This is a genomic window from Stratiformator vulcanicus (assembly GCF_007744515.1).
GTDB lineage: Bacteria > Planctomycetota > Planctomycetia > Planctomycetales > Planctomycetaceae > Stratiformator > Stratiformator vulcanicus.
This window is the reverse complement of the sequence record NZ_CP036268.1, coordinates 1130203-1141579: the sequence shown is the minus strand read 5'-3', so window position 1 is coordinate 1141579 and position 11377 is coordinate 1130203. Positions and strand designations below refer to the sequence as shown.

Here is an 11377-nt window from a genome sequence, read left to right as displayed (position 1 = left end):
AGCGAACGACTGAATGAGTCCCGGACGATTAACGCCGCCAGTCGTCGAGATTCCAACTCGGTCCTTCGCTCACCACCTCGCGGTGCATTCGCTGCATCGTTTGCATCATTTTTTGCAGGCGCTGCGGATGCTCAAGGGATAAATCGGTCGTCTGATCAAGGTCGGTCGCCAAGTTATAAAGTTCAAAGCGGTGCAGGGGGGCCGATTTAATCATCGGCATATCGGGCTTTGTCAGCGCGTGAGAGTGCTTGTGAATCGGGTCATCGAGATAGCCGAGCAGCACATAGTCGCCGTCCCGCATGGCCGCAGCGGGCGCGACCCGATAGAAGTACCACAGCAGGGGCGTCTCCCGAGTTAAAGCCTCCCCTTCTACGAGGTGCGGCAGCCAACTCGTCCCGTCGAGCGAGCGATCGGCCGGCGGCGAGGCCCCCGTAATTTCACAGATCGTGGGGAACAGGTCGAGATGGCTGACCGTCTCATCGGAAACGGTGCCGGCCTTAATCTTGTCGGGCCACCATAGAATCCCCGGCTCACGCTGGCCGCCTTCATAGACGAACGACTTTCGACCGCGAAGACCTTGGTTCGACCAGTCATTCACGCCGCCATTGTCGGACGTCAGGAAGAGAAACGTGTTGTCGGCACGTCCGGCACTTTTAAGAAGGTGAAGCAGTCGGCCCATCGCGCGATCGACATTTTCGATATTGGCGAAGTACTTGGCTTTCTTCTTTGTTAAACCGCGGTCTCGATACTTTGCAACAAGATCAGGCGGCGAAGCGATCGGCGTGTGAGGCTCGTGAAACCAGACCACGCCGAGAAACGGCTGCTCCTGTGGCACGTCGCTCAACCATTGGTCGAATTCATTAACAACGATGTCGCACGAATAGCCCTTCACTTGGCCGAGCTTCTGTCCATTGCGGTAGAAGTTGGTCGGATTAAGATGATTGGGCTTCGCGTTATTGGTGGTGCCGAGGGAATGATCGAACCCCTGATCGGACGGCTGCGGTTGCTGATCGCTGCCGACCTGTGAGAGATGCCACTTGCCGAAATGACCGGTCGCGTAGCCATGCTCTTTAAGAACTTCGGCAAGCGTGACCTCTTCATTGCGAAGGTGCATCGGATGGCCGGGGGGAATATAGGAATAAATTCCCGCCCGCGTCGGCATCCGCCCCGTGAGCATCCCGGCGCGAGACGGCGAGCAGTTCGGGGCCGCAGCGTGACAGTCTGTAAATCGGACTCCCTCGCCCGCCAACGCATCGATATTCGGCGTGTCGATGTCGGAGCCGTAGCAGCCAAAGTCGGTCCAGCCGGCGTCGTCCAGCATGACGAGCAGGACGTTCGGCTCATCCGCCCTGCCGACAGCATTCAGGCAGGTCAGCAGGAACGCGAAAGTGGAAGACAACATTAAGCGGCGCGACGACATCAGAAACCTCCGGGCATTGAATCCCCTTTAACAGGGCACGGCCCTCCAGAACGGCGGAGCAAGGCTTGAACCGGATGACTCTAGCTCATAGTAGATCAATCATCCACTCTCCGCCGAACCAGCGGTCATCTCAGGACGCGCTGCTGTTGAAGTTGACCATACATTGCGGCCCAACCGCTCGCCCAATGATACCTTCGGGCCGAGAACGCAATTGATGATCCACATCCTAAGCCTTAACCCGCGCTCGATGGGGGCGGCTCTACGAGACCGTCCCCAGCCACCCGCCGACGGCCCAAGACTTCGGCTGAACTGCCCAGAAGTTCTCACATCCGGCAGGGAGTGACGGGCTTGTGAGGAGCCACACTAGCGTGCCCGGTTGTTAAGCAGCCTGCCCATCGAACTCGACCCCATGAACGGCCACTCGCATGGCCGACACGTCTTAGTCGAAGAATTGAGAATTCGGCCCGTGATCTCCTCGCGAGTAATCTATGCGGTTCCTTGAACTTGCCCCTCCCGGAAGATGATCGTCGTACTGCTGATGATCTTCTCCGGCAAAAGTGTGGTACGTGTTTTGCTCAATTGGTGTCAGCAGTCGATTCGCGGGCTTTGATGGTCTGGATTTGTTCGATCGTCATGTCTTGCCCGCCCGGAAGGGATTCCTGATCGCCTGATGGACCGCCACATTGCGTGGCATCCGCTCCATCTCCCTTTCCGGCTTTTCTCCGCGCTCCTGAGAATGGCTCCAGTTCTTGGTTGAATGCGTGCGATGTCTGGAAATAAGTCTGCAAAATCCGTGGGCAACGGGTTCTCGACGAACGGCAACGGTTCACAAACCGGCCTAGCCACGGTCGCCATTCAAGACCACGTGGTACCTAAAGAAGTTCGCAATCGCGTGAAAAAGGCCCGCAAGGGTCGGGTCTTAGGATCAGGTTATCCGTATAGCAAAAAGATCGATACAGCAACTTATGAACGCGAGAAGCACGCACTGCAGGTCGAATTGCTGAAGATGATGCACTGGGTGGAAACCAACGGCGAGCGGATCGTGATGCTGTTTGAAGGTCGGGACGCGGCTGGCAAGGGCGGCACTATTAAACGGTTTATGGAACATATGAATCCGCGAAATGCCCGGGTCGTCGCATTGGGTAAGCCGAGTGAGACCGAACGCGGCGAGTGGTACTTTCAACGTTATATTAAACAGCTACCGACGAACGGAGAGATCGTGCTGTTCGATCGCTCCTGGTACAACCGCGCCGTTGTCGAGCCGGTGATGGGTTTTTGCACTCAGTCGCAACACCATGCGTTTTTGCGACAGGTGCCGATGCTTGAGAATATGCTGATCGACGACGGGATTCGCCTGTTTAAATTCTGGTTCTCAGTCAGCCGGGAAGAACAGTTTCGGCGCTTCAAATCTCGAGAACACGACGCTCTCAAACAATGGAAGCTCAGCCCGGTCGACGCGCAGGGGCTGGCCATGTGGGACGACTACACGGAAGCCAAGAAGTCAATGTTTATGTCGACCGACACGACGTTTTCGCCCTGGACGGTCGTCAAAAGTGACGACAAGAAGCGCGCTCGGCTGGCCTGTATGAAGTACGTCCTCAATGCCGTGCCCTATCTCAACAAAGACACGGATGTTGTCGGCCAACCCGAGTCGAACTTAATCGGTAAGAAGGAGGAAGTTTATCAAGACGACAAATGGTAATTTCTCGGCAGATGGGTCCGTCTGATTCTCCGGTTGCGTATGTCGCAAATTTCCCGCGGTTGGACATTTTGCCCAAGCGATTCTACGGGTGCCGCGACGGGTGGCTGGGGTAAATAACAACAGCAGCCTTACCCCGCGCTCGCTGGGGGCGGCTCTACGAGACCGTTCGCAGCCACCCGCCGGGTATCATGGACGGCTATGCCTTCTTCTCTTAAGAGTAGCCTTGTTTCAATTGCCAACGGGTGGCCCGGCCGATTCTCGGCCGGGTGCCGACAGGCACGAGATGTGGTTCGAGAACCTTCCGATCTGCACAAGACCGATCAGTCAGCGGAATGGTTTCGAACAACATCCTGTCGCTTCGCGACCCGGCCGGTCGTGCGCCCGGGCTACCCGCCGATAAGTGAGCAGAACAATCGCTGCCAAATAATCCGAACCGTCCAGTTTCAAAGCGGGGCTGGGTTTCGCCGCAGCGATTTGACTGGCGTTCATGGTTTTACCGGCCTGCCACCAAGCACCTCAATGTAAAACTTTCGATTTCGTGCGACCAACTCGTCGAGCGACTTCTGCCGTGCGACCCAGTACGCACGGAATTCTTCTTGAGACGCTCGCTTCACCCAAAGTTTGGCCTCGCGGTCATAGGCCGCGCCTCGCTTCGCGGCGCGACATAGAGCCAGATACTGCGATGGGTCGGCTGCCTCTGTCCAAATTCGACCTTCCGGCGAGCCGCCGAAATTAGTCGAGAACTCGATATCAGCGCCCGCCGCGCTATGGCTGACGAGCTTCGCGCCGACACGCTTCGCCTCCGAAACGATTGCCTCTCGCATCAAAGGACAGACGTACAATTGAATTTGGCGACCCATATGCGTGAAGCCTAACGAGTATTTACCAAGAATCATTCCGAATAACGTACAACCACGGGTGGCCCGGCCGATTCTCGGCCGGGTGACGACAGGCACAAGATGTGGTTCGAGAACCTCCCGATTTACGCGAGACGGATCAGTCAGCCGAACGGTGTCGAACCACATCCCGTCGCTTCGTGACCCGGGTGTTTTCACGGTCGGGCCACCCGCCGTGATCACCGCTTTTCGCGAAAAGCGTGGCGTCGAAGTCGCCGATGACTCGCCGCCCCGGCGATACCCGACAGACCTCGACCGGCTCGCCGCGGCGGCCGACGACGATGCCGCGTGGCTCGTCAACCGAGTTCGGCAACGGCTGTTCGAAAAGATGGGGCGATGCTCTCTGTACTCTGCCCAATACCTGACGGGTTGGGAAGACGTCGACGAAGCCGACCCGGACCGGGACCGCTGGCACGACACGTCCGAACTGATGCGATCGATCGAGGGCGTCTTGCTCGATGCGTCCCACTCGATCGAGGTGAAGGTCGACCAATTCATCGAAAAACGGAAAGCCGCGGCGGCCCCGGACGAATCCAAGGCGGCATGAACACTTGAATCGGAATTTTCAAACGGCAACGGTAACTGAACGTGCGGTCCGCAATGTCGCGGCTGCATTCAAACCCTGAATTGATAGGTAGAACAATGGCCGAAGAACGGACCAACGAAGAGATTTTGAACGATGTCGCGAAAGAGGTTCACGAGTCCGACCGCTTTCGCTTCCGGGCGTGCCTCGATGACGTGGACGAAGTCGACGGTCTGCTCGCGATCGTCAACAACAACCCGGTCGAGGCTGACCGAGTTGACGATTCCTACGGGACGAAGGGCCCGCGCGGAAAAGCTCACGCGGCGTTCGTCGAAGCGTGCGAGGGGGAGGGTGTCGCTTGCTTCGGCGTCGGGTCATATCCCCCGGTGGGCGAAGAGGACGCCGGCTACACCGTCGCGATCGGCCTCACGGTCGAGAAAGACGACGACGCGACGATGAGCCGAGTGTGCGACCTCTACGAACAGCACACCGGAATCAAGGTCGGGCTGGAAGCGGCACCCGATCCGTACGCGGCTCACGCATAGCGTGAACGGCTTCTGACGAGACGCCCCGCGTGTATTGCCGGGGCGTCTCTTTTCGGATTCACCGTGACGAAAACAAGACAACAGCGTGACAGGGGGGCGGGTCGAATGAAAGTTTCATGCTTTAGGCCAAAGAACCGGAAGAATTACGTTGGTCAGTGGGTCGACCCGGTGACCGGTCGGAAGAAAACGAAGTCGCTCAAAACGCCGGTCCGGCGTGACGCCGAACGCAAGGCGGCAAAGCTCGAGCGAGAACTCGAAGAGGGCACATTCATCGGAACCCAACTCACCGGCTGGGAAGACTTCCGCGAGAGATACGAATCGGAGTTTCTGAGCGGCAAGGCCGAATCGACCGGCCAGAAGGCCGCGTGTGCGTTCGCAGCGGTCGAACGCACGATTGACCCGAAGAACTTGGCCGCACTCGACAGCGGTCAAATCTCGCGAATGCAGGGGATGCTACGCAAAGAACAACTCAGCGAAGCGACGATCGCTTCGTATCTGGCTCACCTCAAATCGTCGCTGCGATGGGCGGCAAAGGTCGGGCTGATCGGCCGCGCCCCGGAAATCGACATGCCGAAGAGAGTGCCGAAGATGAAGGGGCGAGCGATCACCGCGGAAGAGCTCGACCGGATGATCGCGAAAGTTCCGACCGTTGTGCCGGCGGATGCTGTCGGTGGGTGGGAAGATTTAATTCGCGGGCTGTGGTGGTCCGGCCTGCGAATCCGCGAAGCCTACCGCCTACACTGGACCGATGACCGGGAGTTGTGCGTCGATCTGTCGGGCCGTCGGCCAATGTTTCGGATTCGGGCGGGGGCCGACAAGGGCTTCAAGGATCGCATGTTGCCTGTTGCTCCGGAATTCGCTGATCTGCTCTCGAAGATCCCCGACGATCAGCGAACCGGCTTCGTCTTCAACCCTTGGTTGCGATCGAAGAAGTGCGGCCGGGTGACGTGGGGCACGATGAGCAAAACGCTCGTCAAGATCGGCCGGAAAGCTGGCGTGAAGGTCGCCGAATCGAAGTCCGGCAAAGTGAAGTTCGCGAGTGCCCACGACCTGCGGCGATCGTTCGGTACCCGGTGGGCACAGCGGGTCAAACCGGCGGTCCTGCAGCAGCTCATGCGGCACGCCTCGATCAACACGACGATGAGCTATTACGTCGGCATCGAAGCCGACGACGCGGCCGATATTGTATGGGCGGCGCGGCCAGCTAACACATTGGCTATCACCGGGCCGGAAACGAAAAACGGCGACCCTGATCGGTCGCCGCAAGTCGCTAATTGATTAAGACTTCGGAAGCTCCCCGAGTAGGACTCGAACCTACAACCTACGGATTAACAGTCCGCCGCTCTACCGATTGAGCTATCGGGGAATATGCTGCGTTGAATTCGCCATGATTAGTAACGATGCCGCCGGTTTCAAGGCTGGAGGCCGGTCGTGGCGGACAGGTTCGCCGAAAGAGCTGGCCGAGGGCGTCATGACCCGGTTTTTTCGGTCGTCGCGGGCGCGCGTTCTTTCTCCAGGATCACCTTGTTTCCGCGCCCGACATACTCGCACCGGCTCATGAAGCTGCGAATGAGCATCAGGCCGCGGCCGCAGGGTCGCTCGAGATTTTCGTCGAGTGTGGGGTCGGGCACATCGCCCGGGTCGAAGCCCGGACCTTCGTCTTCGATTTCGATGCGGACGCGATCGTCACTGATCCAGCAACCGATCTGGACGGTTTTCTCCTCGTCCATCCCGTTGCCGTGTTTGATCGCGTTGACGAGGGCTTCTTCGAGCGCCAGGCGCACGCCGAACACGTCGCGCTCGGGAAAGTCGAGTTCTTCGAGCTTCGCAACGATCCTCTCCTGCACGCGCTGACCCTCAGCGGTGTCGTTGGGAATCGTGATCTCGAATTCTTCAACCCAGGCCATATTTTTCGCTCGCGCTGTCACGGCTCAGTTCGGCAATCTGGTCTCGCTGCCTCCGTGCGGCAGCCTCGGCAAGGGCCTCGCATCGCCCGTGACGGACGAGCGGGCTTCGGGTTTCAACTAGAACCCGGCCAGCGCCTTTTCTTGATCGTCGTACATCGAGAACAGCTTGTTGAGTCGCGTGATCGCAAAAACTTCGTAGATGTCTGGCCGGATATTGCACAGCCGCAGCTTGCCCTTGGCTGATTTGACCTTCTTATCCAACGTGATGAGTTTGCCGAGCGCCGCACTCGAGAGGTACTCGACATTGGCGAAGTCCAGAATGATCTTCTGGCGACCGTCTTCATCGACGAGCCCGAATAACTGGTTGCCGATAATCTGGATGTTGGTCTCATCCAAGATTTTCTTGTCGACGAAGCGCGCGATCGTGACGTCACCGATCTCTTCAACGTCGATGCGGCGATGACTGGCTGCGGACATGCGGCACCACCTTTTGGGGAGCGATCCAAAAATGAAATACGAAAAGTGACGAACGGTATCTGGCCCGCCGAGAGGCAGGCTCACGACGGATGACATGCAGATCGCCCGATTTGACAGTGGGAATCATCCCGATGCGGCCCGAAAGTGTCAAGTTGCCCCTGATTTCTGATGCCGCGGAGGTGAGGCCATTCGGCAACATGCGAAACGACACTGTGGCCTTAGGGCAACATCCGTTCGGCGGCTGTGCAACGATTTGAACAAAACGACAATCGGTTCTGACGGAAGACGAGGGGATTTGGCCGGGGAGGCCTCGGGACTGTGATTTGCGTGGTGATGATGGCCGAAGCCATCCACGACACTTTCAGTTTTCGCCATGCTCCGCCACCTCGAGTTCCTCCGCCGACAATCTCAGCGGGGCGATTCGCGATTCCTAACGCCGGCCCAATTCGCGGCCGGAATGGCGATCGCGCTGATCATCCTGACGGACTCGCCGACGTTCGGTGTCGAGCAGGCGTTGGCGGGCTCGACGATGGAAGCATCGGTCGGTGCCGAAGCGGATGAACGCCGACTCCGCTCCGACGACGGTCGAATCGTGATCACGCGAAAACGGGTGCCCTCGGGCTCGCGAAGCGATCTCAAATCGTCTGACCTACAAGCCCGAGGCGCAAGCCGTCGGGAAAATCACTGGTTGATCGACCATCGGCTTGCGCCTCTGGCTGGTATTGAAACTGCCTCTCGGCCCGTCCACGGTCCCGAGCGAAATCACTCGTGCGACGGACCGGCTGTCCCGCGGCCCGCTGTCATCGTGCGGCCGTTCTCCCGGGCGTATCGCCCCGTCGATGCCGTAGTACTCGGCGCTCGGCCCGATCCGTTGGCGGCGTATCGTGATCTCCTACCGCCAGAAGCCGGTCCGGTAGCACCGCGTGAAGCCGCGGTGCTATTGGGGGCCGCGCGAGCCGCCCGCGTGCAGCAAATCATTGCGCCCACACTTTTCCAATTTGATTCCCCGGCGTTGCCGCCCGATGTTCCATTGCCAGCGGCTGAGGTTCCCGGACGGGCGGCAGCGCCGATCGGACAATTGCGGGTCGAAGCGATTCCGCTGCGGACGGGCGGTACAGCCGACGTCACCGCGATTGCCGTCAGGGTCCCGTTCGCGGCATCGGCAGGGCCGATGCGATTTCCGGGCGGGACGGCTCGCTTTCGACTCGTTGCACGCGCTCAGCGAACGATTCCGGTCACCGATGGCTATGTCACCAAACAACTCGGCCGACCGAAGCAACTGGCGACCTGGACGCGGTCTTTTGAGCGGGGAAATGCGGACTTCATCGCGCTGCGGCTGACCTCCCCGGTGCCGGCGCACAATCCGAACGTCACTGCGGAGGCAACGCTGTTCGTCCAATTGACTGTGCCGGGCGAGGGCGTCTTTGAAGCCGAACCCATTTCGCTGCTGCTGCGAGATGAATCGGGGTTGCGGGAGTCGCTCCGAGTGCGGACAGGTTCGCCGTACCTCCACGACGAACGACTGACGGGCCGACGTAACACATCCGGCCTGAGGCGTTTGCCGTTGACGTCAGCCCGACCAAACGGCGGCTTCTTCTCCGTCGAGCCTTAACGTCAGGCACTTCGCACTGCCGCCCGCCTTGAGAAATTCATCGAGCGGGGTCGCTGTCGTATCGAATCCGATGTCGTGCAGCGACTGTTCCAGCAGCGGGCAGCCCGTGTTGAGTACGACGTGCCGACCGATCACGACGGCGTTGCAGCAGAACCGCTGCGCTTCGACCGGGTCGACGGCAATCAATTTCGGCACGGCTGCTTCGAGCGCAGAGCGACCGTAGTCGTCGAACGCCGCCGGATGGTAGATCGCCGTTTCGGCATCGAGCGGGCAGAAGCAGGTATCGAGATGATAGTACCGCTCATCGACGAGTTGCAGCGGAATCACCCGGCAGCCGATCTGGTCCCCCACCCACTGCATCGCGTTGGCGTGTGAGCGAAAGATGTAACCGGCGAATAGTGTCTCTCCGCAGAACAGCGCGTCGCCCGCGCCTTCGAAGTCAAAGCCCTCGGGCAGTTCGATCGGCTCGAATCCCGCCGACTCGAACCACTCTTTATTGAGCGGCGTCTCGCCCTGCCGGGCTGCGTGGCGGAACCGCGACAAGTAAACCGTTTGTCGATGGATCAATCCCGCGTTGGCCGTGAAGACGAGATCGGGCAACCCCGGCTTCGGCTCCATTTCTCGGATGTCGACGCCGAGCCTGTCAAAGACCTCGCGAAGCGCCTGCCATTGCCGGACCGCCTCGTCATGATCACTCTGCCGCGAGCGGCTCATCCACGGATTGATCTCGTACTCGATCCCGAAGTAATCAGGCGGGCACATCAAAATCGCCAGCCGCTCAAATCCGTTCCCCATCGCGTCCCCTTCCCTGTGGCCTGACAGCGCGGCTGCATCTTCGCCGCAATCGCCGTCGGCGCGAATGGGAGTCTGGAATCCAAATACTGTTTCGGTGTGAGCGTCAGCGTCTTATGCTGAACCCAGTAACAGTCGACGTTGTACTCAGGTGTGATTCCGTGGCACGTTGCTCGGCAAATTTTGTCTTCGAGATTGTGATCGCAGCGACACTCAATCGCGCTCGGAACGCTGCCGCCGGGATGCGCCGCCGCCATCACCCGCACGAGTCGTCCGTGTCGAGGTCAATTCGAGCCGCAACCATTCGGAGCTATATCACGAAGAGAGTCAGAGCCCACACGTTCCGGCACTCGTTCGCGACGCACTTGATCGAAGCCGGTTACGATATCCGAACGGTGCAGGAACTCCTTGGCCACAGGTTATCGAATTACAGCGGGACGTTCGGACGACAATGGTCGACACGCATGGACTCAATAGTGGCAGTCGCGGCGTCCGCAGCCCGGCCGACTTCGTCCAATTTCATTCCGAATATCGTGCGCACGTTATTCGGAATCATTCCTGATAAACACTAGTTCTGCGATAGAGTCATCACATTCACCATGAGTTACCTGTTCTACATCTCTTGGTTCGCACTCATTGCGATTGCGATGTATTCTTGGGTGCCGATGATTCGCTGCTACGGCTGGAAGTTCTTGCCCGTCGTTCCAACGATGTGGCGCATCCATGGCCGTTCGAAACGCGCTTCCGCCCCGGGAAGAAAGAGGACATCATTTGCACGGGAGATCGTCCAATACCTCTCGGTCGCACTCATCGGCTTTTACTTCGGTGGAGTCGGGACACTTATTGGTGGCTCCTTCGCAGCACTTGCAGTTGCCAGGGCGCTATTTGCTGGGCGAGTTCCTATCGTTCTCCTGTTGGGCACGTCATCAGACTCTTTGTTCCGACTTCAGAGAGGTCTCATCTCTCTTCTGCATGGTGGAATCGTCGCAACTCTCCTCAACGTAAACGCGGCAAGTGATGGCAACTTCCGATACGCAGGGCACGTATTTCGCACTTTTGATGACGATGACCAAACTTGGAAGGACAGTGTTCGCAAGATTGCAGATTGCGTAGCGCTAGTCGTTTTGGATACTCGAACGGAGTCACCGATTGTCGAATTCGAGTCTCGGTGGATGGCCGAAGAGTTCTCCGACAAAACGCTTTTTATTATGGGTGATAACGGCGAGACCCCTGCCCTGAGTGATGTCACAACCAGTCTGCCTTGGGTAACGTATGTCCCGGCAGTCACTGTCGCAGCGTTGGCCTTAGAGATCAAAACTGTCGGCATCGCGGGAATACCGCATCTACATCGTTACATCTCGGAACGAGCTGGCCTTGTATCCCCTGCGAAGAGTATCGCATAACAAATCGCTCAACCGGAGCGGCGGTTGGGCGCGTGTAGTGGTTTTCGAAATTCGCTGTCCGCCGCCCGGTTAGCTCGGACGTTCGCCCACACGAGAGCAC

At 58.7% G+C, this 11377-nt stretch carries 12 protein-coding genes and 1 tRNA gene; 7 read left to right on the top strand and 6 right to left on the bottom strand.

What is annotated here, in order from left to right:
* Positions 1 to 28 precede the first annotated feature (28 nt).
* Positions 29 to 1420 (bottom strand): sulfatase-like hydrolase/transferase, encoded by a 1392-nt coding sequence (locus tag Pan189_RS04385; RefSeq protein WP_145362745.1) that lies wholly within the window; start codon positions 1418 to 1420, stop codon positions 29 to 31.
* Positions 1421 to 2186: 766 nt separating this feature from the next.
* Between Pan189_RS04385 and ppk2 the strand changes: the two genes are divergently transcribed.
* Positions 2187 to 3122 carry a polyphosphate kinase 2 gene (gene ppk2 / locus Pan189_RS04380; RefSeq protein ID WP_310821064.1) on the top strand — a complete coding sequence of 312 codons (936 nt, stop codon included), beginning with the start codon at positions 2187 to 2189 and terminating at the stop codon, positions 3120 to 3122.
* A gap of 485 nt (positions 3123 to 3607) precedes the next feature.
* Here the strand turns inward: ppk2 and Pan189_RS04375 are convergent, their stop codons facing one another.
* Positions 3608 to 4018, bottom strand: a complete 411-nt coding sequence (locus tag Pan189_RS04375) for an adenine nucleotide alpha hydrolase family protein (protein ID WP_310821063.1) — start codon at positions 4016 to 4018, stop codon at positions 3608 to 3610.
* Positions 4019 to 4133: 115 nt separating this feature from the next.
* Here Pan189_RS04375 and Pan189_RS04370 point away from each other — a divergent pair, with 115 nt between their 5' ends.
* From Pan189_RS04370 to Pan189_RS04360, 3 genes are all read left to right on the top strand, one after another.
* Positions 4134 to 4565, top strand: a complete 432-nt coding sequence (locus Pan189_RS04370; RefSeq protein ID WP_145362742.1) for a hypothetical protein — start codon at positions 4134 to 4136, stop codon at positions 4563 to 4565.
* A 95-nt stretch (positions 4566 to 4660) separates the two neighbouring features.
* Positions 4661 to 5086: a hypothetical protein gene (locus tag Pan189_RS04365; protein WP_145362741.1), complete on the top strand. Its 426-nt coding sequence runs from the start codon at positions 4661 to 4663 to the stop codon at positions 5084 to 5086.
* 105 nt (positions 5087 to 5191) lie between these two features.
* Positions 5192 to 6364, top strand: coding sequence for a tyrosine-type recombinase/integrase (locus Pan189_RS04360; protein WP_145362740.1), 1173 nt, complete (start codon positions 5192 to 5194; stop codon positions 6362 to 6364).
* A gap of 15 nt (positions 6365 to 6379) precedes the next feature.
* Here the strand turns inward: Pan189_RS04360 and Pan189_RS04355 are convergent.
* From Pan189_RS04355 to Pan189_RS04345, 3 genes are all read right to left on the bottom strand, one after another.
* Positions 6380 to 6452, bottom strand: a tRNA-Asn gene (locus Pan189_RS04355).
* Positions 6453 to 6555: 103 nt separating this feature from the next.
* Positions 6556 to 6993 (bottom strand): ATP-binding protein, encoded by a 438-nt coding sequence (locus Pan189_RS04350; protein ID WP_145362739.1) that lies wholly within the window; start codon positions 6991 to 6993, stop codon positions 6556 to 6558.
* Between the two features lie 117 nt (positions 6994 to 7110).
* Positions 7111 to 7470 carry an STAS domain-containing protein gene (locus Pan189_RS04345; RefSeq protein ID WP_145362738.1) on the bottom strand — a complete coding sequence of 120 codons (360 nt, stop codon included), beginning with the start codon at positions 7468 to 7470 and terminating at the stop codon, positions 7111 to 7113.
* A 373-nt stretch (positions 7471 to 7843) separates the two neighbouring features.
* Here Pan189_RS04345 and Pan189_RS04340 point away from each other — a divergent pair, with 373 nt between their 5' ends.
* Positions 7844 to 9082, top strand: a complete 1239-nt coding sequence (locus Pan189_RS04340) for a hypothetical protein (RefSeq protein WP_145362737.1) — start codon at positions 7844 to 7846, stop codon at positions 9080 to 9082.
* Here Pan189_RS04340 and Pan189_RS04335 read toward each other — a convergent pair.
* A complete protein-coding gene (locus Pan189_RS04335; RefSeq protein WP_145362736.1) occupies positions 9041 to 9877 on the bottom strand; it encodes a dimethylarginine dimethylaminohydrolase family protein in 837 nt (278 codons plus the stop codon). The genes Pan189_RS04340 and Pan189_RS04335 overlap by 42 nt on opposite strands.
* A 113-nt stretch (positions 9878 to 9990) precedes the next feature.
* Here Pan189_RS04335 and Pan189_RS04330 point away from each other — a divergent pair, with 113 nt between their 5' ends.
* Positions 9991 to 10446, top strand: coding sequence for a tyrosine-type recombinase/integrase (locus Pan189_RS04330; protein ID WP_145362735.1), 456 nt, complete (start codon positions 9991 to 9993; stop codon positions 10444 to 10446).
* A gap of 27 nt (positions 10447 to 10473) precedes the next feature.
* Positions 10474 to 11277 carry a hypothetical protein gene (locus tag Pan189_RS04325; protein WP_145362734.1) on the top strand — a complete coding sequence of 268 codons (804 nt, stop codon included), beginning with the start codon at positions 10474 to 10476 and terminating at the stop codon, positions 11275 to 11277.
* Positions 11278 to 11377: the final 100 nt, after the last annotated feature.

Excerpts from the sequence above, each read along its gene's own strand:
- Pan189_RS04375 (WP_310821063.1), bottom strand. The coding sequence starts at position 4,018 with ATGATTCTTGGTAAATACTCGTTAGGCTTCACGCATATGGGTCGCCAA.
- Pan189_RS04345 (WP_145362738.1), bottom strand. The coding sequence starts at position 7,470 with ATGTCCGCAGCCAGTCATCGCCGCATCGACGTTGAAGAGATCGGTGAC.
- Pan189_RS04350 (WP_145362739.1), bottom strand. The coding sequence starts at position 6,993 with ATGGCCTGGGTTGAAGAATTCGAGATCACGATTCCCAACGACACCGCT.
- Pan189_RS04335 (WP_145362736.1), bottom strand. The coding sequence starts at position 9,877 with ATGGGGAACGGATTTGAGCGGCTGGCGATTTTGATGTGCCCGCCTGAT.
- Pan189_RS04325 (WP_145362734.1), top strand. The coding sequence starts at position 10,474 with ATGAGTTACCTGTTCTACATCTCTTGGTTCGCACTCATTGCGATTGCG.
- Pan189_RS04360 (WP_145362740.1), top strand. The coding sequence starts at position 5,192 with ATGAAAGTTTCATGCTTTAGGCCAAAGAACCGGAAGAATTACGTTGGT.
- ppk2 (WP_310821064.1), top strand. The coding sequence starts at position 2,187 with ATGTCTGGAAATAAGTCTGCAAAATCCGTGGGCAACGGGTTCTCGACG.
- Pan189_RS04340 (WP_145362737.1), top strand. The coding sequence starts at position 7,844 with ATGCTCCGCCACCTCGAGTTCCTCCGCCGACAATCTCAGCGGGGCGAT.
- Pan189_RS04385 (WP_145362745.1), bottom strand. The coding sequence starts at position 1,420 with ATGTCGTCGCGCCGCTTAATGTTGTCTTCCACTTTCGCGTTCCTGCTG.
- Pan189_RS04330 (WP_145362735.1), top strand. The coding sequence starts at position 9,991 with ATGCTGAACCCAGTAACAGTCGACGTTGTACTCAGGTGTGATTCCGTG.
- Pan189_RS04365 (WP_145362741.1), top strand. The coding sequence starts at position 4,661 with ATGGCCGAAGAACGGACCAACGAAGAGATTTTGAACGATGTCGCGAAA.